Below are 23615 nucleotides of genomic sequence, written 5' to 3' on the forward strand. Positions count from 1 at the left end.
TAATGAGATTTGTAGATATTATTGAAAAAAAGCGTGACGGTCATCCCCTTACAACCGAAGAAATCCAATTTTTTATCACCAACTATACTAATGGCACCATTCCTGACTATCAAGTTAGTGCACTATTAATGGCTATCTATTTTCAAGGAATGACATCAAAAGAGTGTGCCGATTTAACTAGCGCAATGATGCACTCAGGTGATACGGTTGATCTATCCTCGATTAAAGGTATAAAAGTCGATAAACACTCAACTGGCGGTGTGGGTGACACGACAACTTTAGTTTTAGCACCTTTAGTTGCGGCATTAGATATCCCTGTTGCCAAAATGTCAGGACGTGGCCTTGGTCACACAGGTGGAACCAATGACAAATTCGAATCCATTCCAGGATTTAAAATTGAATTAGGTAAGCAAGAATTCATTGATCAAGTTAATGAAAAAGGCGTTGCGGTAATTGGGCAATCAGGCAACCTAACACCAGCAGATAAAAAATTGTATTCACTACGCGATGTAACAGGAACAGTCGGTTCTATTCCGTTGATTGCTAGTTCCATTATGAGTAAAAAACTAGCCGCCGGCGCCGATGCCATTGTGCTTGATGTCAAAACCGGTGATGGTGCATTAATGAAAACCATGGAAGACTCTGAAAAACTAGCACACGAAATGGTGAATATTGGTAATCAGATTGGGCGTAGAACCATGGCGATTATCTCGGATATGTCACAGCCACTAGGTTTTGCTATTGGTAATGCCCTTGAAGTCAAAGAAGCCATTGATACCTTAAAAGGTCATGGTCCAGCTGATTTAACCGAACTGGTCTTAACGCTTGGTAGCCAAATGGTTGTGCTTGCTAATAAAGCTAAAACATTAGAAGAAGCACGAGAAAAACTGCAAGAGGTCATCAAAAATGGCAAAGCTATCCAAAAATTCAAAGATTTGATTGAAGCACAAGGCGGCGATAGCTCGGTTGTTGATCACCCAGAAAAACTCGCTAGCGCGCCTTATCAAATCGCCCTACCAGCATTAAAATCGGGTTATGTTTCAAGAATTATTGCAGATCAAATTGGGATTATTGCTATGCAATTAGGCGCAGGTCGTGCAACTAAAGAGGATATTATCGATCCAGCTGTAGGCATTGTATTACATAAAAAAGTAGGTGATAAAGTCACCGAAGGTGAAGCGCTACTCACTATTCATGCTAATACAGACAAGTTAGATGCCATTAAGCAAAAGCTTTATGACAATATCACTATTAGTGATAGTGCTAAGCAACCTCAGCTTATTTTTAAAGTAATAACTGAATAGGCGTTTTGCATTAGGATTTAGGAGACACCATGAAGTATTTAAAATTAAATAAAAAACTATCACTGCTGATTGTTTTAGGCTTATTTTCGGTTAATGCAATTGCTGTTGTGGCAACTAAACAGCCAATTGGACCTAACTGGGAAAAAAATAAAACTTATCAATTTACTATTTTACATACCAACGATCATCATGGCCGATTTTGGCAAAATGATATTGGCGAATATGGACTTGCAGCCCAAAAAACGGTGGTGGATGAAATTCGTAAAGAAGTAGCAGATAAAGGGGGTAAATTACTGCTACTATCTGGTGGTGATATTAATACAGGTGTTCCTGAATCTGATGTACTACAAGCTAAGCCCGATTTTATTGGTATGAACGAGATTGGTTACGATGCAATGGCTGTTGGTAATCATGAATTTGATCACCCGCTAACGATTATTCGTGAACAGCAAAAACTAGCGCACTTCCCTTTTCTATCTGCCAATACTTATTTTAAAGATACTGATAACCGAGTCTTTGACGCCTATAAAATGTTTGATTTGAACGGCATTAAAATAGCCGTTTTTGGCTTAACAACTGACGATACTATCACGCTTGCTTCACCTAAGAATACCGATGGTATCGAATTTCGTAAAACATTACCCGAAGCGCAAAAAGTTATTTCTCAAATAAAGCAAACTGAACGCCCCGATATGATAATAGCCGTCACACACATGGGGCATTACGAAAATGGTGAACATGGTTCAATGGCGCCCGGCGATGTTGAATTAGCCAGAGGTTTACCAACCGGTGAATTGAATATGATTGTCGGTGGGCACTCTCAAAACCCTGTTTGCATGGCAAGCCCTAATAAACGTATTACTGAGTATGTACCCGGCACGCCTTGTGCACCAGATCAACAAAATGGTACTTGGATTGTTCAAGCTCATGAATGGGGCAAATACGTTGGTCGTGCGGATTTTATCTTTTTAAATGGCAAAATAACCTTACAAAATTACCAACTGATTCCAATCAATCTTAAAAAAGAAGTGGATAACGGTAATGATACTAAACGACTTGAATATTACACTAAAGAGATACCACAAGATAAAAAATTATTAGAAACCTTACAACCTTATCAAGAACAAGGTAAACAACAATTATTGATTAAAACAGGTGAGCTCACTGGCCGATTAGAAGGTGACCGTAGTGTAGTGAGATATCAACAAAGTAATATGGGACAACTCTTATTAAGTGCATTTATTGAAAAAACCAATGCTGATATCGGCATCATGTCTGGTGGTATGATTCGTGACTCACTCATTGAAGGCGATATTACTTATCGCGATATTTTAAAAGTTGAACCATTTGGCAATAGCGTTGTTTATTTTGAATTAACCGGCAAACAATTACTTGATTATTTGAAAGTCGCATTAAGTAAAAAACCGGGTTCAGGTGGCTTTACTCATTTAAAAAATATTAGTTTAACGCGTACTGGGGACAGTATCGATAATGTAAAAATTAAAGATGAACCCATTGATTTACAAAAAACTTATCGAATTACCACACTTGACTTTTTAGCTGCGGGTGGGGATGGCTATCCGATAACCAATACCTTACCAACTTATGTTGATACTGGATATCGAGATGCCGACGCAGTAAAACAATATTTTGAGGCACATTCGCCTATTAATGCATCCGATTATGAGCCTAAACCATTCATTACGGATAAATAAACAAGAATTGATACGATGAAAATTTTGTTGTTAAGTTTAGTAAAAAATCATTAAGCATAAAAATATTAATATTTTTAACTAGTTAGCAACAAAATTTAATATTAACCTAAGTTTGCTCTACTTACTGTAAGTATCGAGGTAATAATGGACATGACTGAATTTCAACAAAATTGTTATAATATAGTGACAGATCCCAATTTGTCGCCAAAACAAAAATCTAACTTACTCGCTTTAGCTGCCGAAAATAATTTACCTTATGTTGACTTGGATAGTGAGACTAAGCAAGCTTTAGATGAACGTGTAATTTGTGATATGTATGAAGGTCATGCCCCTTACAAGCCGCGATATGTATTACCTGATTATGCAAAATTTCTTAAGCAAGGATCAGACTATCTAGAACTTGAGCCGGCAAAAAGTTTTGATGATGCATTAAATATGCTGACAATTGCTTATCATCATGTTCCATCTGTCACCGGCATGCCCGTTTATTTAGGTTGTTTAGACCAAGTGCTCCTTCCTTATGTTGGTAATTTAACACAAGCCGATCTTTACCCGCGATTAAAACGTTTTTGGATTATGCTTGATCGCAATTTACCTGATGCGTTTATGCATGCCAACATTGGGCCGACCGACAATGTTATTAGTCGAACAATTTTACGCGTCGATCGCGAACTTAAACAAGTTGCCCCTAATTTAACGTTTATTTATGACGAAAGTATCACACCCGAATCTTTACTAAATACCGCCATTGAAAATATTTGCCAAACAGCCAAACCACATATTGCAAATAATATGATGATAAAAAACGATTTTGATGAAGAAGGCTATGGGGTGGTAAGCTGTTATAATTCGTTACCCGTTGCCGGAGGTGGCAGTACCCTTTCAAGAATTAATTTAAAGGAAGTGGCACTACGCAGTAAAAATATTGTCGACTTTTTGCAAAATACCCTACCTTTCTACTGTCAATTACAGCTGAATTTAATTAAAGCCCGCTCTGCATTTTTATATGAAAAATCCAACTTTTTTCAAAATAGCTTTTTGGTAAAAGAAGGGTTGATTGATGCCAACCGTTTTGCGCCTATGTTTGGGGTCTATGCCATGGCTGAAGCGGTGAATATTTTACAAGAGAAATCTCACTTAACCGGTCGCTACGGTGTCGATGAAGATGCCAATGAGCTGGCTGCCACTATTTCTAAACAACTCGCTGACTTTGTTGATAGTCATGAAATTAAGCATGCTTGGCAGGGTAAAGCCATGTTACATGCACAGTCAGGCATTAGTACTGATAGAGGAGCAACACCGGGATTACGTATCCCTTATGGGCATGAACCGGATCCGGTTACCCACATTATGGCACTGTTTAAACACCATAAATATTATGCGTCTGGTATCAGCGATATTTTAACGATTGATGAGACCATTAAAACTAATCCATTAGCCTTAGTACAAATTTGTAAAGCGGCATTCAAATTTGGTTTTAGAGAATTTACCGCGAATATAAGTGGTAATGATTTAGTTCGAGTAACCGGTTATATGGTGAGATTATCGGATATCAAAAAGTATAAACAAGAAGGCTCACGGATTAATACCACATTTTTAGGTAGTGAAGCGGCCGAAGATACTGAAAACAATAGCTATCTATGCCGTACACCTCGGGTAATTAGTCATGAACAAGTCATGGGCAATCGTTAATAAACTGTTACCTTTTTCTTGTGTTGATGGACCAGGCAATCGCTTGGTCATCTTTTTGCAAGGCTGTAATTTTAGATGCTTAAATTGCCACAATCCTTACACCATATCGTTGTGTAGTAATTGTGGTAGTTGCGTCGATGCCTGCCCACATCAAGCATTAACTTTTGATAATCACAACGTCATTTGGCAAGCGTCGACTTGCCAGCAATGTGATACCTGCATAAATACCTGTAGCCATAGTTCAACGCCCATGACTTACCGTTACAGTGTTGAAGATATTTTGCAAACAATTCGAAAATACCTACCTTTTTTGACAGGAATTACCTTTAGTGGTGGTGAAGCCACAATACAACTCCCCTTCATTACAGAACTTTTTAGTGCTATTAAACAAGACCAAGATTTAAAGCACTTAACCTGTTTTATAGACAGTAATGGTTATTTGTCACAATCTGGCTGGCAAAAAGTACAACCTGTACTTGATGGTGCAATGATTGATCTGAAAGCTTGGGATAGCCAAATACATAAAAAACTAACCGGTCGAGATAATTATCGAGTAAAGCAAACTATCGCCTACCTGGCGAAAATCAACAAACTCTACGAAGTGAGATTTTTAATCATTCCTGAGCATACTGACTTACAACACAATGCCACACATCTTGCACAATTTTTAATAGATATCGATCCCAATATCAAAATTAGAATAAATGCCTTTCATAATCATGGGGTACACGGCATAGCCAAAACTTGGAAACCCGCCACGCAAGATCAAGTCGAACTTTTTGCCATGCAATTAAAAAATAATGGCTTACATAACATTACGCTCCCAAGCGTCTATTTGTAAGATTGATAAGGAGTAACATAACGATAAAATTCCTAAAATTAAAACGTCCCCAATCTGTTTCAGTCATTCTTCACGGCCCAAAAGATCGACAAAATACTCAATCGATACCACAAGCTTTACGTTATACATCGGGAGAATGGCAGAATATTGGCAGAGCTCAAATTGTTCAGATAAAGTTATTATTCGTCAGCATTGGTAAGGTAAATTCGCAACTGGATCACAGGATCTTTTACCCGCCTTATTACAATAAATTCAATGTTAAGTAACCATGAATTGAGCAATAATCAAACTTTTCATATTTTTTAAGAAAATAATCTGCATTTTATCAGTGACAATTATCAACTTAAGGTTGAATATTGTATCTGATAATTGTGATAACTTTTCTTATATAACTCAAATATGGTATTTAATGAAGGTTTACAGTGGTGTGTAAACGGCACATACGGTTGAGATCAAAATGATTGAGTTCAAACATCCTTGTTTGATACCTCTGTCCTTGTTCTGTTATTGTTTCTGATTTGGTAAAAAATGTGATTGGCTCAGATAAATAACAACAAATATAGTATTCATTATCGAAGTGAGTATTTTTAACGATATCACCTTCATCACTGTCTACTTGTTTGAATGTTGTTTTTTGAGTTTCGGATAAAGGCAAATAGAGTATATCCGAATAAAAACAACCTATATTCATCACTTGTTGGGAATAAGTGATGCTTTTCTTAATCGCATTAACCTCGGCTGAAGATAATGCTTTAACATCTTGCGTATTAAAAAAAAGATGAAATACGAATATCGTAAAAAGTAATGTAAAAAACATTTGTTTTTTTTGGGTAGTATTGGAATCAAACTTGAATATATTTTTATTAATAAAATACATTATCGATCTCTTTTTTATCATAAAAATACCTTCTCATGTCTAATATAAACTTTCTGATTTAATAAATTATAAATTTCATCAGATTAATATTTAACACATGCAGTATAGGCCACATCAGGTTCAACAATAACATTACCCTCGACTATCCCTACACTATAATATTTGTTATTACCCATTACATCTTTTACTGATGATTGTTCATTTGTGAAATAGAATTCATAATAGATTAAATTTTTCAAATTTAGCAATCCAGACATCATATCTCGACCAATAATATCTAAAGGTGCATAGAAGTAGACTTTCCCCCATTCTGGTGTTAACCCTTCACCGATTGCTCTTTTATACCCATTACCTTTTATATAATAGTTATCGTTAGTTGTGGGTATGTATGATAAAGGAGAATTGGAGATCTCAGCTCGTGTTGGCAATCTATCACTATTTTGTTGACATAATTTATTTGAGTTTGCCCAATTACCAGGGGGATTATTTAAGAAATATAACCAATGATTAATTGAAAAAGTATAATAAAATTGTGCTGAAGTGCGGTTATTTGTGACTAAAATTACAAATTCATCACCTTGATTAGGTACATTATTGGTAAATTTAAATTCACTTTTAGAATCAGCGTTTGAAGCACGAGCAGTATTCACTAAGGAATTATTAGGATTTTTGACCAAGGTATAACTATAATCCGATATTGGATTGACGGGTACAATTCTGAAACGAGCCTCTGGAAAACCATAAGTTGGAAAATGATTTCCATTTGAATCTGTTGCTGTTGCCTTGAAGCCTTGATGAAAGGTAAATTGATCACTGTTATAAGGAGGATCAACACTTATTGTATCAGCGCCATAAGGAGCATAGTTATCCCCTTCATTCCAACCATTGTTTGTAATCAATGCCAGTACGCCCGGTCTGATATAACAGATACCATCATCAGCACTGACTTCAAATGTTTTAGACACTTCTCTTGGTTTTGAGGTGTCAGGCATACCGTATTGGGTTTTAGCAATAAATGTAATGGTTACCTTCACCGATAAATTTGCATTAGTCGTCGATGAAGTGCACACATCACGGCCAAGGGGTGCAGTGGAATCAGAAGCAATAATGTTATTGTTTTGGTCAAGCCATTGAGCATTAATCGATTGAATAATGAAACTATCGGTACTCGACAATTTATCACCATCCACATCATGAATATCACTGTCATTTAAACTCGAAATATCGACACCAAATGAATAAAGGCTAGGTGAAGTATTGTAAGCAACAGAAATCTTATTTGCGCTACCTGGCGAAATAACGACTGGATCGAGATCATCTAATTTAAATTTGATTTGAATTCCGTTTAACACTTTAGTTTCAGCGCTTGCAAGAATATCTGGTTGATTACCATGAATAGAGTTCACTGTTACAACACCGTTACTCGCTATTGTTGTATGATTAAAAAATAATAATATAAATAAAACTAGAATTTTTATGTTAAATCGAACAAAACACACTTTTTTTGTATAATATATAATGTTATTCATTTCTTAGCCTCTATTCATTAACTTATCCAAAGTGTTGAGCAAGATTATTGAGTTGAAGTTTGAACGAACAAATTAATCATCATTTGATAAAAAATTGTGAAGTTTTAACAGTTATCGATTATTGCTTTTTGTTAATGTTTAACGCTATGCATCTAAGTATAAATAGATGTTGTTTTGAAATTACTGCTAGATGCAAAAATAGTTACTATTTTTTTAAAAATCCAATCTTATGTTTCATTTAAAACTAAAATAATGACATTAAAAAAATACAAAAGAAAAGCTAACTAAAGAAAAGAATATGTTGGTTATACTAGAGTATAAAATTAACCTTCTATTTGGCGCAAAAAATTTAAACCGATTAAACTTATTCACCCAAAATAGAATATAATTTGTACAATTATATTCTAAAAAAAGTAGATTTCAAAGTTATTTCTACAAACGATAAAAATGTAAAAAATATCAAATAGATTGAATAAAAGGATGATAAATCATCATCCTTTTAATACGCTAGAATAAGTTAAAGCAGATAGAAAAATCATTATTTTCCTTTTTTAAAAGCAGCAGCAAATGCATTGCCCATTGCACTATTGGTGCTTGAAGGTGCATTGTGATTTTTTAGCGCTTGATTGCTACGATGCTGGCTTTTATTTGCTTCGGCTTTAGTGGTCACCGCATCATCTAAACGCATGGTTAATGCAATGCGTTTACGTGGTATGTCGACTTCAACTACTTTAACTTTTACAATATCGCCAGCTTTGACAACCGATCGCGGATCTTCTACAAATTTATCTGAGAGAGCTGAAATATGCACTAAACCATCTTGATGAACACCAATGTCAACAAATGCACCAAAGTTAGTCACATTTGTTACCGCACCTTCCATGACCATGCCCACTTTCAAATCGTCCATGGTTTCGATATTATCGGCAAATTGAGCTGTTTTAAATTCAGGCCGTGGATCGCGTCCGGGTTTATCAAGTTCTTTGATAATATCAGTTACAGTAGGCACACCAAAATGGTCATCAACATAATCAACTGCTTTGAGTGAGTTTAAATATTTCGAGTCACCTAAAATCTCTTTTAATGATTTATGATTTTTATCTAAAATGCGTTCCACAACCGGATAAGCTTCAGGATGCACAGCTGATGCATCGAGTGGATTTTTACCGTCCATGATCCGTAAAAAACCTGCACACTGTTCAAAAGCTTTTGGTCCTAATCTTGCAACTTTGAGTAATTGTTTACGGTCAGAAAATTGACCATTGTCATTACGCCAATCAACAATATTTTGGGCAATGACTTTGTTAAGCCCAGCAATGCGCGCGAGTAACATTACAGAAGCCGTATTTAAATTAACCCCAACCGCATTTACCCCATCTTCGACCACTGCATCAAGCTTTTTAGCTAATTGTGTTTGACTTACATCATGCTGATATTGTCCCACACCAATTGATTTAGGATCGATTTTCACCAGTTCAGCTAATGGATCTTGTAACCGGCGCGCAATCGAAACTGCGCCGCGTAATGATACATCAAGATCCGGAAACTCTTGCGCGGCCAGTTCCGAGGCAGAATATACCGATGCCCCCGCTTCGCTAACAATCACTTTTTGTGCTTTCACTTCTGGATATTTTTTTTGCACATCAAGATAAAAACGCTCGGTTTCACGCGATGCCGTGCCATTACCAATCGCCACTAATTCGACTTGGTATTTAATGCATAGCGCCGCAACAATCATTGCCGCTTTTTCCGCTTGCCCGGTATGCGGATAAATCGTTTCAGTTGCGACTAATTTACCAGTTGCGTCAACAACAGCAATTTTTACGCCTGTTCGTAATCCTGGATCCATTCCCATGGTAACTTTCATCCCTGCCGGCGCAGCCATTAACATATCATGCAAGTTAGCGGCAAACACATTGATCGCTTCTTCTTCAGCTCGCTCACGTAAGGTAGTCATCAGTTCAGTTTCCATATGCATTAAAATTTTAATGCGCCATGTCCAATTAATTACTGCCTTTCGCCACTTATCAGCAGGTTGCTCATTAAAATGAACACCCAAATGCTCGGTAATAATCTGTTCACAATAACTTTCTTTTGGCGGCTCTTCAAATTGGGGATCTGCATTTAATGACAGTTGTAAAAAACCTTCATTGCGGCCACGGAACATCGCTAACGCGCGATGAGAAGGCACTTTAGAAATAAGTTCACTTTGCGCAAAATAATCACGAAATTTAGCGCCGTCTTCTTCCTTACCCGCTACAACTTGCGACACCAAATGGGCATTATTCCATAAGTAATGACGGACTTTGGCAAGAAGCCCAGCATCTTCAGCAAATCGTTCCATTAAAATATAGCGTGCACCATCCAGCGCTGATTTGCTATCAGCAATACCTTTATCATTGTTGATATATTTTTCAGCTTCGGATTCTGGATTAAGGTGTGGGTTTTGCCATAAATCATCAGCAAGTGGCTCAAGCCCTGCTTCAATAGCGATTTGCCCACGTGTACGACGCTTAGGTTTATAAGGTAAATAAAGATCCTCAAGCTCAGTTTTGCTAAGCGTTTGTGTGATTTTGTCACTCAATTCTGTGGTTAATTTACCTTGTTCTTCGATTGATTTTAATATTGTTTGTTTACGATCTTCAAGTTCTCGCAAATAACTTAAACGACTGTCTAGCGTGCGTAGTTGGGTATCGTCTAATCCGCCCGTTACTTCTTTACGATAGCGGGCAATAAAAGGGACGGTACTTCCTTCATCTAATAATTGAATAGCCGCTAAAACTTGTTCTGGTTTTACCGTCAGTTCACCGGCTATAATATGGCTAATTTGATTATTTATCATGGTATCTCTGTATATCGTCGATTAACGGAATAGAATTTTATTATGCAAAAAGCTAATTATATAACAAGAGAAGGCTATTTGGCACTCGATCGTGAACTGAAATATTTATGGAAAATAGAAAGACCTCAAGTAACACAAGCTGTTTCGGATGCCGCAGCGCTTGGCGATCGCAGTGAAAATGCAGAATATATTTATGGCAAGCGGAGATTACGTGAAATCGATAGGCGCGTACGCTTTTTGACTAAACGTTTAGAAACGCTGACAATTGTTGATCCCGATCCTAAGCAGGAAGGTAAAGTATTTTTTGGGGCTTGGGTTAAGCTAGAAGATGAATCTGGTCGCATACATGTTTATCGAATTGTTGGAACCGATGAATTCGATCCGAAAAAAAATTGGATCTCAATAAACAGCCCTGTTGCCCGCGCATTAATTGGTCATAAGGTCGATGATGAAATATCGGTTATGACCCCTAATGGTACAAATTACCTCTATATCGTGGCGATTAGCTATCAAGAATTAACCCTTTAACCTATTTAATTGACTAAAATAACACTTTAAAAAATCGAACAATTTGTTATGTTCAATGAGATGTTATTAAATATTGTTTGACGAATAATTTTCTTAAACTTGCAGGCAAATAAAGCTATAATTTATTAATTGCTTCTAAATTACAATCATTATGATGTTAGTTGATCAGTTATATATTTATCCCTGTAAGTCCATGAAAGGCATTCCAGTAAAAAAAGCCACCACCACCGAAGGCGGCTTTCAATACGATCGTGTTTTAATGATAAGTGAACCCGATGGGACTTTTATTACTGCAAGACAATATCCACAGTTATTAAAAATCGAAACCACACTGGTAGATAATAAGATCCATCTACTATTACCCTCTAAGCAAGCGATAACGATTAATTTAGATGATTTTTCCCAAGATGTTGAACCCACTCAAGTATGGGGAAATCATTTTACTTCGCATATTGCGCCAATTAGTGTCAATCAATTTATCAGTCAATTCTTGCAAAAAGATGTACAAGTACGTTGGGTAGGTAACCATTTATCACGACGTACAAAACGCTATTGTGATGTAGCGGTAAGCTTTGCTGATGGATACCCCTATTTATTACTTAATCAATCCTCTTTTAATTATTTACAACAACAATGCCCGGAAAAACTCGATATTCGCCAATTTCGCGGCAATATTATTATTAAAGATGCGTTACCTTTTGCTGAAGATGGTTGGAAAACAATTAAAATTGGCCCAGTTATATTTGATATTGTCAAACCCTGTACACGATGTGTTGTAACAACCATGAATGTTGAAACCAGTAAGTTATCAACCGATAATGAGCCATTGAAAACGTTACGCTATTTCAGATCTGATAGTGAGGGTAAAATTGATTTTGGTATGAATATGATTGCTCGTAATCATGGTACCGTCTGTTTAGATGATCCTATAGAAGTACTGGAGCGACAACCGGCTAAAAATTATATTAAATCATTCCCAGCTGAAATTAAGCAAAATCAACAACCTTGCACAATCGCACTTAATGAACAAATAATTCAAGGCAATAATCAGCAAACTATTTTAGAACAATTAGAACAGCATCAAATAGCTGTGCCCTATTCTTGTCGTGCCGGAGTTTGTGGACGTTGTCAGATACTGTTGAAAAGTGGTGAAGTAACCGCGATGACTAAAGCTGCTATTAAAAGAGGAAATCGAATTTTAGCTTGTAGTTGTATACCCAAAAGTAATATTGAAATTGAATTAGTTAAGAAATAGCTTCTAACTCAAGTGGATGTTTGCTAAGACTATCCTCAATTGAACAAGTTGAAATTGGCATTAATCTATCGTTCATGACTTTAATCGCTTCTGAAAAATAGAAAGTTTTATTCATAGCACCAAAAGTAGGTTGAGCAATAATACACAACGATGCGTTTTCGCCGGCTTCAACGACCATCAAAAACACTGATTGACCACCTTCTTGCATATTTACTACAACAATATCGGCCATTTTAGGTCGATATGCCGTTATTTGCTGCGAAAAATACCAACTTTTTGGCATTTGTGGCTTTAAAAAATTGGCAGCAACAATCGCATTTATCGACAATTCAATTTTTTGCGAATCGTTAAGATTCAATAATTGACAGCTATCAAAAAATTGATAATAAGCAGTTGCATCACTGACAGAAAAAGGAAACTCGCCAAACACATCGGGAATCAACATTTTGCTAGGATAGCATGAACGAAATAGCATTTCAGGCGATACTTCTAGCATTAAGCTATCATAATCACTATCAAAATACCAACGCCAACTATCAGTTGGTCGAAATGCTAATTTCATTGATATATTACCCTTTTTAAAGTTGAACTAAATTTGCACAAAAAGATAACATAACTTAGATAAAAAATAAATAATAAATTAAAATAAAAACTTTTTAATTGCTTAATTTTTAAAAAATTTATCAGTAATAGGTAAAGATCAAAACGATCTAACTTCGATCCTTTTTAAGGATCATTGATCCCATTCGATCCATCTTTTTTTATATTATAAAATACAGCTTTAATTAAACTTCTTTACAGAACATCAATACGAGATAGGGTTATTATGGATTTAGATAATTTTAAATTGTGATGAGATAATTAATAGGAAGAAGATTACCTCGGTTTATCCAAGGTATAAAATAATTGTAAACCAGATATTAATCACAACTAAATTTCTGTAAAATTTTTAACTCTGCCTACACGGCAGTGAACAGTAGCGGTTCAATATGGTTCTGATTCGGAAATTTCTAAACTACCTACACGGCAGTGAACAAATGGTATTGACTGGCGACGATCTCTCACAATTTCTAAACTACCTACACGGCAGTGAACAATTTACTATCAAAGGCAACCGGTGACAATATTTTCTAAACTACCTACACGGCAGTGAACGCGTAACACGATTAATTGATGATTTTAAGCTCTTTCTAAACTACCTACACGGCAGTGAACGGTTTATGCGCTGCAAGTGTTTCTTGATGTGCTTTCTAAACTACCTACACGGCAGTGAACATAAACAACAACGGTCCAATTGACGTTGTTCGTTTCTAAACTACCTACACGGCAGTGAACTAGAGTTCGACCTACTATAATCGTTGTTCAGATAAAGGTAAATGATATTTTTACTTTTAAAAACCCTTTTTTTGTAGCTATTTTTAATCTATTGATTTTATTAGTTTTTAAAATAAGCTAAAAAAAAGGGTTAAAACAAGGGTAATTTTTTGGTTTATTTATTCAGCTGTAATAAAGCTAAAATTTATTTATAATCTTATAACCCTTATCTGCAAATTAATCAATTAATCAGGTTACAGTAAGAAAATAAAATTAATAATATCAATATATTGCTGATAACTTGTGACTAACGTAATAAATAAGTTTCACTTTTTAACATTGAGTTTATTCACACCCAAGATAGGACAATTCATTAAAACCAAGTAATTTTTACTATTAGTCAGTATTTTTATTCACTACTCTGTAGGGGGCAAAAAAGAAGCAGAGGAGCTTAGTGGTAGATTAACGTGTATAGGTAGTTTAGAAAGATTCGACGATTGGGATTTGCTAACCAAGTTCACTGCCGTATAGGTAGTTTATAAAGCCTGTAAATAGCGCCGAGCCTTTGCCATCGAGTTCACTAACATATATAGTGTAGATAAATATAGCTCAGTTGAGTAAAAATAGTTTGAATTCACAACGATGTCAGCAGTTATGGGTAACGCGATCAATGCATTGTTTAACTGTAGGGCGGGGTGTTGATAAAATCATTATGCTTTTTTATTTGCATAGCGTTCGACAAACTTTTAAATAGCTTTCTAACTCACTACAGCGTCTTGCAAAAACTTAAACGTTTTTTTAAATAAAAAGAGTATTAAGACTCAGATTTCAGTAAGAAATGCGCTATGCCATAGCGTTATTAACTGCCAAAAAATTCTAAAACATGCCTATAACCAAGTAAGTTAAGTCACTATTATCCAATCAAATGTTACCGCATATTAACGAGCGTTTGTTAAAGTTGAAGTTAGTTGTAAGTAAAAATTCGTATTACTTATTACTGTTATCATCAATCCTGTAATAGGATTTTGATATACACGATTAATATTAGTCGATATAACGTCAACGTTTATTCAAACAATAGAGGATACTTACTTCAAAATAATAAAAGGTGTCATTAGACACCTTTTATTAGTTGGGATAGCTAATTAACTTGCTACATTTATACGCTTCATGTCAGTCATATAGCTACGTAATTTACGACCAATAATTTCAATTGGATGATTACGAATTTCTTCGTTTACATCACGTAATTGTGCATTGTCAACACTACCTTCTGGAATAGCTTTGCCAAGATCACCCGATTGTAACATTGGCATAAATTTTTCTTTTAATAAAGGTATTGCGGCATTAGCAAATAAGTAGTTACCATATTCTGCTGTATCTGAAATAACCACATTCATTTCATACAGGCGTTTACGCGCAATAGTATTAGCTATAAGTGGTAATTCGTGCAATGACTCATAATAAGCTGATTCAGCTAAAATACCTGATTCGAGCATGGTTTCAAATGCAAGTTCAACGCCCGCTTTGACCATCGCAATCATGACAACACCTTGATCAAAGTAAGCTTGTTCATCAATCTTTCCTTGATATTCAGCCGCTTTTTCAAATGCTGTTTCGCCGGTTTCTTTACGCCATTTTAATAAGTTAGCATCATCATTTGCCCAGTCTTTCATCATCGTTGCAGAAAATTCACCAGAAATAATATCATCCATGTGTTTACGATAAAGATCAGTCATGATAACTTTTAACTCTTTTGCTAGAGCATTAGCGCGTAATTTAGCTGGGTTAGATAAACGATCCATCATTAACGTTATGCCACCTTGTTTTAACGCTTCTGTAATGGTTTCCCAACCGAATTGCAATAATTTACAAGCATAAGCAGGATCAACGCCATCAGCAACAAGTTTATCAAAGCAAAGTAGTGATCCCGTTTGTAACATACCACAAAGAATTGTTTGTTCACCCATTAAGTCTGATTTTACTTCGGCTACAAATGAAGATTGTAAAACACCAGCACGATGACCACCAGTTGCAGCAGCCCACGCTTTAGCAATGGCTAAACCTTCACCTTTTGGATCGTTTTCTGGATGAACAGCGATAAGCGTTGGCACGCCAAAGCCACGTTTATACTCTTCACGTACTTCGGTACCTGGGCATTTAGGGGCAACCATAACAACAGTAATATCCGAACGAATCTTTTCGCCCACTTCAACAATGTTAAACCCATGAGAATAACCCAGTGCAGCGCCTTGTTTCATCAGTGGTTGCACAGCTTTGACAACAGCTGAATGTTGTTTGTCTGGCGTTAAATTAATAACAAGATCAGCTGTCGGAATTAAGTCTTCGTAGGTGCCGACTTTAAAACCATTTTCAGTCGCTTTTTTCCAAGATGCGCGTTTTTCAGCAATCGCCTCTTTACGTAGAGCGTAGGCAATATCTAAACCAGAATCGCGCATATTAAGGCCTTGGTTAAGGCCTTGCGCACCACAACCAACTATAACAATTTTTTTACCTTTCAAAAAATTGGCTTCAGATGCAAACTCGTCACGCGCCATAAAGCGACATTGACCAAGTTGATGTAACTTTTCACGTAAATTTAGAGTATTGAAGTAATTTGACATTGTTCTCTCCATGAGTTGAGTAATTCATAATTGATATGCCCTACACTATATAGTAAATTTTTTATTGCTAAAATTGATATATTTAAAATATTATATTGCATAAATTGCAATATACTTGCTAAGTTTTACGGTTTCTTTTACTCTAAGCCACCTTTTATTTATCGGCAATTTGTATAATATGGATACTCGCTTTAAGCAAGCTAAAAAAGAAGCTAAGTTATCATTGCTGTTAACGGCTATTTACCTCATTGCTTGGATTATTTGCGCTTATTGCGTGGGCAACAAAATAGGCTTTTGGGGTTTACCATTGTGGTTTGAACTATCTTGCATAATGACACCTTTAGCTTTTATTTTGTTATGTATTATTGTTGTAAAATCCCAATTCAAAGATATCTCTTTAGAACAGACTAAGTGATTCAAACCATGCATTTCGATATTATTTTACCACTGGTTATCTACCTGATTTTTGTATTTGCATTATCGCTCTATGCTTATATAAAGCGAAAAAAGGTCAATCAATTTACCGATTATTTTATTGGTAATCGAACGATGGGTGGCTTTTTACTCGCCATGACACTTGCAGCAACTTATATTAGCGCAAGTTCATTTATTGGTGGGCCTGGCGCTGCTTATAAGTATGGTTTAGGCTGGGTGTTATTATCCATGATTCAAGTTCCTACTGTTCTGTTATCATTAGGCATTTTAGGTAAAAAATTTGCTATTTTAGCACGTCAATATAATGCTATCACCTTAAGCGATATGCTTTATGCGCATTACAAAAGTAAAACGATTGTTTGGTTTGCAAGTATCGCGTTAATAGTGGCTTTTATTGGCGCTATGACTGTCCAATTTGTCGGCGGCGCACGTCTGCTTGAATCATCAGTAGGTATTCCCTACCATAGCGGATTACTAATATTTGGTATTGGTACCGTTATTTATACGGCTTTTGGTGGTTTTAGAGCAAGTATATTAAATGATGCATTCCAAGGTTTAGTTATGATCATTGGTGCCGTTTTATTGCTTGGCGCGATTATTTATGCAGGCGGCGGCATGACAACGATTATTCATCGACTACAAGAAATTGATCCAGCACTGCTTACACCACAAGGCCCAAACCATTTTATGGATTTTCCGTTTATGGCTTCATTTTGGGTGTTAGTCTGTTTTGGCGTGGTGGGGTTACCTCATACCGCGGTGCGTTGCATGGCGTATAAAGATAGTAAAGCAGTGCATCAGGGAATTATTATTGGTACAATTGTTGTTACAATCATCATGTTAACGATGCACTTATCTGGTAGCTTGGGCCGAGCAATCATTGATGATTTAACAATACCAGATCAAATTGTACCAACATTAATTATTAATGTATTACCGCCTTTTGCTGCGGGGATCTTTTTAGCTGCACCATTAGCTGCGATCATGTCAACAATCAATGCGCAGTTATTGCAAGTATCATCCGTTCTGATTAAAGATCTTTTTTTAAGTATTAAAAGCAATAGCAATTTAAGTGATAAATTATTAACGCGTATTTCAGTTACCATTACCTTTATTTTTGGTGGTTTACTCATTTTTGCCGCTTGGAATCCACCTAATATGATAATTTGGCTAAATTTACTTGCTTTTGGTGGGCTTGAAGCGGTGTTTTTATGGCCTTTAGTACTCGGATTATATTGGAAAAAAGCCAATGCCACAGGGGCACTTTGCTCAATGCTGGCTGGTGCAATAAGTTATACACTATTAGCCAGTTATGATATTAAGTTATTGTCATTCCACCCAATTGTGCCTTCTTTAATTATTGGATTAGTGGTTTTTATTTTAGCCAATATGTTTGGCAACAAAGGAAAAAATTATGCCTTGGATTCAACTCAGAATTAATACGACTAATGAATTAGCTGAACAAATCAGCGAACAACTAGAAGAATCGGGAGCTGTATCAGTCACTTTTCAAGATACTTATGACAATCCTGTTTTTGAACCTTTACCTGGTGAAACTAAACTTTGGGGAAACACCGATGTAATCGGGCTTTATGATGCTCAAACAGAGATTAATGAGTTAAAATCGATACTAAATTTAGACCAATATTCTTATAAAATTGAACAATTAGAAGACAAAGATTGGGAACGAGAATGGATGGATAACTTTCATCCTATGCAGTTTGGAAAAAGACTTTGGATCTGCCCAAGTTGGCGAGACGTGCCCGATCCTAATGCGGTTAATGTGATGTTAGATCCCGGTCTAGCATTTGGAACCGGAACCCACCCAACTACAGCATTATGCTTAACTTGGTTAGACGGTCTAGATCTCAACAATAAAATTGTGATTGATTACGGTTGTGGTTCTGGTATTTTGGCCATTGCCGCATTAAAATTAGGCGCAAAACAGGTTATTGGTATCGATATCGATCCACAAGCTATCGAAGCTAGTCGTGACAATGCTGAGCGTAATAATGTTAGCAATAATTTACAGCTTTATCTTGCCAACGATATACCCAATAATTTACAGGCAGATGTTATTGTTGCCAATATTTTAGCCGGACCATTAAAAGAACTCGAACCAAACATAAATAAGCTGGTTAAACCAAGTGGGCTATTGGGATTATCCGGTATTTTGGCATCGCAGGCACAAAGTGTTTGCTTAGCTTATCAAGCACATTTTGAGTTAGATCCAGTTATTGAGCAAGATGAATGGTGCCGTATAACTGGCAAAAAAAAGTAAAAATTTGACATTACCCCTTTTAACTTCGAGAAAAAATGCGTAATATAGCCGGCCTCAATTTGCTTAGCATTGGTGAGGTCAAATTAAAAAACAATTTAATTGCTGCACCAATGGCTGGAATTAGCGATAAACCATTTCGTCATCTATGCTATCAATATGGCGCTGGAATGACAGTATCAGAAATGTTCTTGGCAAATTCAGATGTTTGGCATACAGATAAATCGGCATTACGTATGGTGTCAACAGATGATATTGGTGTGCGAGCTGTTCAAATCGTGGGGTCAGATCCCGACGAAATGGCAAAAGCAGCCGAATTTAATGTCAAACATGGCGCTGAGTTAATCGATATTAATATGGGGTGTCCAGCAAAAAAAGTGAATAAAAAATTAGCGGGATCGGCTTTAATGCAGCATCCGGAGCTAATTAGAAAGATTTTGCAAAAAGTTGTTGGTGCTGTTGATGTACCGGTAACTTTGAAAACGCGGACTGGATGGGATAAAAATCATAGAAATTGCATTGAAATCGCACAAATTGCACAGGATTGTGGTATTAAGGCAATAACCATACACGGAAGAACACGTGCTTGCTTATTCAAAGGTGAAGCTGAATATGAGTCGATTAGAGCAGTAAAACAAAATGTGACAATTCCTGTCATTGCTAATGGCGATATTTGTACACCGGAACAAGCAAAAGATGTTTTTCAATATACGCAAGCTGATGCTATAATGATCGGCCGAGCGGCACAAGGGCAACCTTGGATATTTGAAGAAATTGCATTCTATTTAACACATGGACAGTTAAAAAAAAGAAAAACAATTGATGAAGTGGAGCAAATCGTGTTAACACACCTTGATGACCTTTATCAATTTTATGGAGAATACAAAGGATTACGGATTGCCAGAAAGCATGTAAATTGGTATACCAACTATTATGCTGATAGCGATCAATTTAGGCGCTTATTTAGTGTACTTAGCAATACAAGTGAGCAAGTTAAAACACTAAAAGCATTTTTTAGTCAAATTAGAAACAACCAAAAGAGTTAAAAATACTATGTCAGAACAACGCGTTACAGCTGCAGCACTTAAATTTACAACTGTAAACTCACAAGACCAAATAACACAAAAACCATTGCGAGATTCAGTAAAGCAGGCTTTAAAAAACTATTTATCACAACTAAATGGTGAAGATCCTACTGATTTATATGAATTAGTGTTAGCTGAAGTTGAACACCCATTCCTTGATATGGTTATGCAATACACCCGTGGCAATCAAACCAGAGCTGCCAATATGCTTGGTATTAATCGTGGTACTTTACGCAAAAAATTAAAACAATATGGAATGAGTTAATCAACTCTTTATTGATATCTTGTTTTACAATCCAAAAGCGCCGAATTAGGCGCTTTTTTACTATCATGTATCAATCATGATTCAATTGAACTTAACGTTTTTAGAACAACTCGCTTAAATAAAAATTAGGCAGATAAACGCTTAACTAACGTTGGTGTTAACGTTAAAGTATGCAGTTTATCATTAGGATGATGTAATCGATTTAATAAGGTTTCAACTGCTAATTGTCCTAACTCTTCTTTGGGTTGATGGATTGTTGTCAACGGTGGGGCAATATATTGTGCAATTTCTATATCATCATAACCCATAATAGCAATATCTTCTCCCACCTTTAAACCATTACGATATAGAGCCTGATAAGCACCAATAGCCATAGCATCATTAGAGCAAAAAACCGCTTGTGGCGGAATTGGCAACTGTAATAAATGCTGCATTGCCACAATGCCGGAAGCGAATCGAAAATCGCCCTGCGCTTCGTAATCTGGCAAAATGGTTAATTGCGCGTCCTGCATCGTTTGACGATACCCTTGAAGGCGCGATTGCGCCTGAGTATTGTTCAATGGTCCGGTAATACAAGCAATACGTTGATAATTCTGTTCAATCAGATACTGGGTCGCTAATGTTGCGCCATAAAATGAATTATCTTGAATCGTATCACACACGCCTTTAAAAGGTGTCCAGTCCATCATGACCATAGGTAACTTAGGATAACGGTCAAAAATTTGTTCCGGAAAAGAGTACGTTTCCGTGCACATAGCTAATAGACCATCAACACGTTTTTGTAACAAATGTTCAATATTGTTGAGCATTCGTTGCTGATCGCCCTCAGTATTACATAAAATTAAATTATAACCGAGTTCATAACAGCTACGCTCGACACCTTGCACTACCTCAGCGTAAAAAGGGTTATTACTTGTGGTGACTAACATGCCAATAGTAAAGGTTTTATTACTTTTTAAACTACGTGCAATAGCTGATGGCGTGTAGTTTAGCTGTTTTATTGCAGACTCAACCTTACTGCGAATAGCTGGACTTACATAGCGATCGTTATTAATAACATGAGAAACGGTTGAAGTAGATACTTTCGCATAATTTGCGATATCTTTCATGGTAGCCAAGTGTTAATTTCTCATTGATAAATGTTGTGATTGAATAAAATTATCGACGTCTTTTCGTGTTGGTACGGATGTTTGTGCACCTGCTTTAGTCACAGATAGTGCCCCAGCTGCATGTGCATAATAAACCGCTTGTTTTAGATCTTTGCCCTCTAGCAACGCGGTAACCAACATTCCATTAAAGGTATCACCAGCACCAATTGTATCAACAGCGTTAACACGAAACCCTGGTACTATTACGCCATTTTGTGCATGACTCACCCAAGCGCCTTTACTTCCCAAAGTGATAATCACAGTATGGATCCCTTTATCATGTAATAATTGTGCTGCTTGCTGTGCATCTTGCTCGGTAATAATTTTTATACCAGTTAAAAACTCTGCTTCTGTTTCATTTGGCGTAATAATATCAACATGGGCGAGTAATTCATCAGATAATTTTTGTGCGGGCGCAGGATTTAAAATGACTTGTGTATTATTTTGTTTAGCCAACTTGGCAGCTTGCTCAACGGTTGCTAATGGCGTTTCAAGTTGCATTAAAATTGCATCAGCTTTTGTGATATCGTCAGCAAATTGATCTAAATACTCTGGTGTGACAGCAGCATTCGCTCCAGCATATATTGCAATTTGGTTTTCACCTTCTTGATTGACCAAAATAAGCGCAACACCAGTATTTTCTTGGTCGATTACGGCAACAGAACGGGTATCAATATGATCGCTTTGTAGCTGCTTTTTAAAGTTTTTGCCTAAATCATCGTTACCAACAGCCGCAATAAATTGCACATTCGCACCGAGGCGTCCAGCGGCTACGGCTTGATTGGCTCCTTTGCCGCCATACGCGATCTTATAATGTGTACCTGTTAATGTTTCACCTGGTTTGGGAAACTCATTGACATTTAAGATATGATCGATATTGACACTACCAAGTACAATTAATTTTTTACTATTCATATATTTTGTTCCTAATCAACTAGAAATTGGACGCACTCATGCGTCCTTGATAATTTTATTGAGTTATCAGTTTTAATTCTACAGGAATTTTTGCATCAACCTTTTCACCTTTTATTACTTTATCAGCAATTTCAATACCTATTGAGCCGATTTTGTCGGGTTGCTGAGCGACAGTTGCGGCCATTTTTCCGCGTTGTACTGATTTAACACCATCATCAGTACCATCAAAACCAACTACGATAATATCATTACGACCTGCAGTTTGTATGGCGCGCACAGCACCTAATGCCATTTCATCATTTTCTGCAAATACGGCTTGCACAGCCGGATAAGCAGTTAAAAGATTTTGCATTACGTTCATCCCTTTAGCGCGATCAAAGTCTGCCGGTTGTGCTGTTAAAATAGCCAATTGATTTGCTTGCACAGATTTGACAAAACCCTCACCTCGTTCACGAGAAGCAGATGTCCCAACAATACCTTGCAATTGTATCACTTTGGCATTAGCCCCCAATTTTTCAAAAATAAAGTCACCGGCCATTTTGCCACCAGCAACATTGTCAGAGGCAACATGACTCACTACATCGCCTTTGACTGAAGCACGATCAAGTGTAATAACCGCAATACCGGCTTTATTAGCCGCCAGTACGGCGTTACCAACCGCTTCAGAATCAGTAGGGTTAATCAAAATGATTTTAGCGCCTTTAACAATGGTGTCTTCAACGTTAGCTAGCTCTTTAGCAGGGTTATTTTGTGAATCTAAGACTACTAAGTCGTAACCCAATTCTTTCGCTTTATTTACGGCACCATCTTTTAAGGTAACAAAAAAAGGATTATTCAACGTTGAAACAACTAAAGCGATGCGCTCTTTCGCTGAGGCTTGAAAAGCAATACAAACACTTAGTGCAGAAGCAATCACAGCTGCCATCATTTTTCTAAATTTCATAACTTTCTCCCAAAATAAAATCTCG

18 protein-coding genes, 1 pseudogene and 1 CRISPR repeat array are annotated in these 23615 nt (G+C 36.6%); of the genes and pseudogenes, 11 read left to right on the forward strand and 8 right to left on the reverse strand.

The genetic code is table 11. From position 1 onward, the window contains the following. Window positions 1-2: 2 nt before the first annotated feature. The 4 genes from J3U66_RS10545 to J3U66_RS10560 all read left to right on the forward strand — a co-directional run bounded on the left by J3U66_RS10545 (window position 3) and on the right by J3U66_RS10560 (window position 5552). Entirely contained in the window at window positions 3-1304 is a 1302-nt protein-coding gene (locus J3U66_RS10545) for a pyrimidine-nucleoside phosphorylase (RefSeq protein ID WP_267333448.1), read from the forward strand. Window positions 1305-1333: 29 nt separating this feature from the next. Further along, window positions 1334-3019 carry a bifunctional UDP-sugar hydrolase/5'-nucleotidase UshA gene (gene ushA, locus J3U66_RS10550; protein ID WP_267343486.1) on the forward strand — a complete coding sequence of 562 codons (1686 nt, stop codon included), beginning with the start codon at window positions 1334-1336 and terminating at the stop codon, window positions 3017-3019. A 144-nt stretch (window positions 3020-3163) separates the two neighbouring features. Beyond that, window positions 3164-4711, forward strand: a complete 1548-nt coding sequence (locus J3U66_RS10555; protein ID WP_416379629.1) for a YjjI family glycine radical enzyme — start codon at window positions 3164-3166, stop codon at window positions 4709-4711. Continuing rightward, the gene (locus J3U66_RS10560) at window positions 4686-5552 is read left to right on the forward strand and encodes a YjjW family glycine radical enzyme activase (RefSeq protein WP_267333445.1); all 867 of its coding nucleotides are present in this window, start codon (window positions 4686-4688) and stop codon (window positions 5550-5552) included. Before J3U66_RS10555 ends, J3U66_RS10560 begins: the two co-directional genes overlap by 26 nt. A gap of 406 nt (window positions 5553-5958) precedes the next feature. Here J3U66_RS10560 and J3U66_RS10565 read toward each other — a convergent pair whose 3' ends face one another. The 3 genes and pseudogenes from J3U66_RS10565 to J3U66_RS10575 form a co-directional block, all read right to left on the reverse strand. Further along, window positions 5959-6450, reverse strand: coding sequence for a hypothetical protein (locus J3U66_RS10565; RefSeq protein ID WP_267333444.1), 492 nt, complete (start codon window positions 6448-6450; stop codon window positions 5959-5961). Between the two features lie 62 nt (window positions 6451-6512). Beyond that, window positions 6513-7958, reverse strand: coding sequence for a hypothetical protein (locus J3U66_RS10570; protein WP_267348928.1), 1446 nt, complete (start codon window positions 7956-7958; stop codon window positions 6513-6515). Window positions 7959-8634: 676 nt separating this feature from the next. Further along, a pseudogene (locus J3U66_RS10575) lies at window positions 8635-10800 on the reverse strand (Tex family protein); the annotation flags it as partial. A gap of 42 nt (window positions 10801-10842) precedes the next feature. Here J3U66_RS10575 and greB point away from each other — a divergent pair. Together greB and J3U66_RS10585 are read left to right on the forward strand one after the other, a co-directional pair. Then, entirely contained in the window at window positions 10843-11328 is a 486-nt protein-coding gene (gene greB / locus J3U66_RS10580) for a transcription elongation factor GreB (RefSeq protein WP_267333441.1), read from the forward strand. 151 nt (window positions 11329-11479) lie between these two features. Next, window positions 11480-12583 (forward strand): YcbX family protein, encoded by a 1104-nt coding sequence (locus J3U66_RS10585; protein ID WP_267348932.1) that lies wholly within the window; start codon window positions 11480-11482, stop codon window positions 12581-12583. On the opposite strand, the gene J3U66_RS10590 is transcribed toward J3U66_RS10585, so the two are convergent. Next, complete coding sequence (locus J3U66_RS10590) at window positions 12573-13145, reverse strand: cell division protein ZapC (RefSeq protein WP_267333439.1); 573 nt, start codon at window positions 13143-13145, stop codon at window positions 12573-12575. The two genes, J3U66_RS10585 and J3U66_RS10590, sit on opposite strands and share 11 nt — an antisense overlap. A gap of 385 nt (window positions 13146-13530) precedes the next feature. After that, a CRISPR array of direct repeats spans window positions 13531-13918; the repeat unit is 28 nt; unit sequence TTTCTAAACTACCTACACGGCAGTGAAC. Window positions 13919-15042: 1124 nt separating this feature from the next. Beyond that, window positions 15043-16521: a ketol-acid reductoisomerase gene (gene ilvC / locus J3U66_RS10595; RefSeq protein WP_267333438.1), complete on the reverse strand. Its 1479-nt coding sequence runs from the start codon at window positions 16519-16521 to the stop codon at window positions 15043-15045. Window positions 16522-16699: 178 nt separating this feature from the next. Between ilvC and J3U66_RS10600 the strand changes: the two genes are divergently transcribed. Genes J3U66_RS10600 through fis form a run of 5 tightly spaced genes read left to right on the forward strand, consistent with a single transcriptional unit; the run spans window position 16700 to window position 20584 of the window. Further along, window positions 16700-16936, forward strand: a complete 237-nt coding sequence (locus J3U66_RS10600; RefSeq protein WP_065634883.1) for a YhdT family protein — start codon at window positions 16700-16702, stop codon at window positions 16934-16936. Between the two features lie 8 nt (window positions 16937-16944). Continuing rightward, window positions 16945-18396 (forward strand): sodium/pantothenate symporter, encoded by a 1452-nt coding sequence (panF, locus tag J3U66_RS10605; RefSeq protein WP_267343491.1) that lies wholly within the window; start codon window positions 16945-16947, stop codon window positions 18394-18396. Continuing rightward, on the forward strand, window positions 18371-19237 hold the full coding sequence (gene prmA, locus J3U66_RS10610) for a 50S ribosomal protein L11 methyltransferase (RefSeq protein ID WP_267333435.1): 867 nt from the start codon (window positions 18371-18373) through the stop codon (window positions 19235-19237). Before panF ends, prmA begins: the two co-directional genes overlap by 26 nt. A 35-nt stretch (window positions 19238-19272) precedes the next feature. After that, a complete protein-coding gene (dusB, locus tag J3U66_RS10615; RefSeq protein ID WP_267333434.1) occupies window positions 19273-20280 on the forward strand; it encodes a tRNA dihydrouridine synthase DusB in 1008 nt (335 codons plus the stop codon). Between the two features lie 7 nt (window positions 20281-20287). Then, on the forward strand, window positions 20288-20584 hold the full coding sequence (fis, locus tag J3U66_RS10620; RefSeq protein ID WP_034883623.1) for a DNA-binding transcriptional regulator Fis: 297 nt from the start codon (window positions 20288-20290) through the stop codon (window positions 20582-20584). A gap of 125 nt (window positions 20585-20709) precedes the next feature. Here fis and rbsR read toward each other — a convergent pair whose 3' ends face one another. The 3 genes from rbsR to rbsB are packed head-to-tail and all read right to left on the reverse strand — an operon-like array spanning window position 20710 to window position 23590. Then, window positions 20710-21702, reverse strand: coding sequence for a ribose operon transcriptional repressor RbsR (gene rbsR, locus J3U66_RS10625; RefSeq protein WP_416379630.1), 993 nt, complete (start codon window positions 21700-21702; stop codon window positions 20710-20712). Between the two features lie 3 nt (window positions 21703-21705). Beyond that, window positions 21706-22647, reverse strand: a complete 942-nt coding sequence (gene rbsK / locus J3U66_RS10630) for a ribokinase (RefSeq protein ID WP_267333432.1) — start codon at window positions 22645-22647, stop codon at window positions 21706-21708. A gap of 55 nt (window positions 22648-22702) precedes the next feature. Next, window positions 22703-23590: a ribose ABC transporter substrate-binding protein RbsB gene (gene rbsB / locus J3U66_RS10635; RefSeq protein WP_267333431.1), complete on the reverse strand. Its 888-nt coding sequence runs from the start codon at window positions 23588-23590 to the stop codon at window positions 22703-22705. Between the last annotated feature and the right edge of the window lie 25 nt (window positions 23591-23615).

Source organism: Gilliamella sp. B2969, assembly GCF_026536195.1.
In the GTDB taxonomy this organism is placed as follows: Bacteria; Pseudomonadota; Gammaproteobacteria; order Enterobacterales; family Orbaceae; genus Gilliamella.

Bases quoted from the DNA above. Each gene is read 5' to 3' on its own strand.
- rbsK (WP_267333432.1), bottom strand. From the start codon at position 22,647: ATGAATAGTAAAAAATTAATTGTACTTGGTAGTGTCAATATCGATCAT.
- J3U66_RS10565 (WP_267333444.1), bottom strand. From the start codon at position 6,450: ATGATAAAAAAGAGATCGATAATGTATTTTATTAATAAAAATATATTC.
- J3U66_RS10585 (WP_267348932.1), top strand. From the start codon at position 11,480: ATGATGTTAGTTGATCAGTTATATATTTATCCCTGTAAGTCCATGAAA.
- J3U66_RS10560 (WP_267333445.1), top strand. From the start codon at position 4,686: ATGAACAAGTCATGGGCAATCGTTAATAAACTGTTACCTTTTTCTTGT.
- J3U66_RS10545 (WP_267333448.1), top strand. From the start codon at position 3: ATGAGATTTGTAGATATTATTGAAAAAAAGCGTGACGGTCATCCCCTT.
- panF (WP_267343491.1), top strand. From the start codon at position 16,945: ATGCATTTCGATATTATTTTACCACTGGTTATCTACCTGATTTTTGTA.
- fis (WP_034883623.1), top strand. From the start codon at position 20,288: ATGTCAGAACAACGCGTTACAGCTGCAGCACTTAAATTTACAACTGTA.
- greB (WP_267333441.1), top strand. From the start codon at position 10,843: ATGCAAAAAGCTAATTATATAACAAGAGAAGGCTATTTGGCACTCGAT.
- J3U66_RS10555 (WP_416379629.1), top strand. From the start codon at position 3,164: ATGGACATGACTGAATTTCAACAAAATTGTTATAATATAGTGACAGAT.
- ushA (WP_267343486.1), top strand. From the start codon at position 1,334: ATGAAGTATTTAAAATTAAATAAAAAACTATCACTGCTGATTGTTTTA.
- rbsB (WP_267333431.1), bottom strand. From the start codon at position 23,590: ATGAAATTTAGAAAAATGATGGCAGCTGTGATTGCTTCTGCACTAAGT.
- ilvC (WP_267333438.1), bottom strand. From the start codon at position 16,521: ATGTCAAATTACTTCAATACTCTAAATTTACGTGAAAAGTTACATCAA.
- J3U66_RS10590 (WP_267333439.1), bottom strand. From the start codon at position 13,145: ATGAAATTAGCATTTCGACCAACTGATAGTTGGCGTTGGTATTTTGAT.
- dusB (WP_267333434.1), top strand. From the start codon at position 19,273: ATGCGTAATATAGCCGGCCTCAATTTGCTTAGCATTGGTGAGGTCAAA.
- J3U66_RS10570 (WP_267348928.1), bottom strand. From the start codon at position 7,958: ATGAATAACATTATATATTATACAAAAAAAGTGTGTTTTGTTCGATTT.
- prmA (WP_267333435.1), top strand. From the start codon at position 18,371: ATGCCTTGGATTCAACTCAGAATTAATACGACTAATGAATTAGCTGAA.
- J3U66_RS10600 (WP_065634883.1), top strand. From the start codon at position 16,700: ATGGATACTCGCTTTAAGCAAGCTAAAAAAGAAGCTAAGTTATCATTG.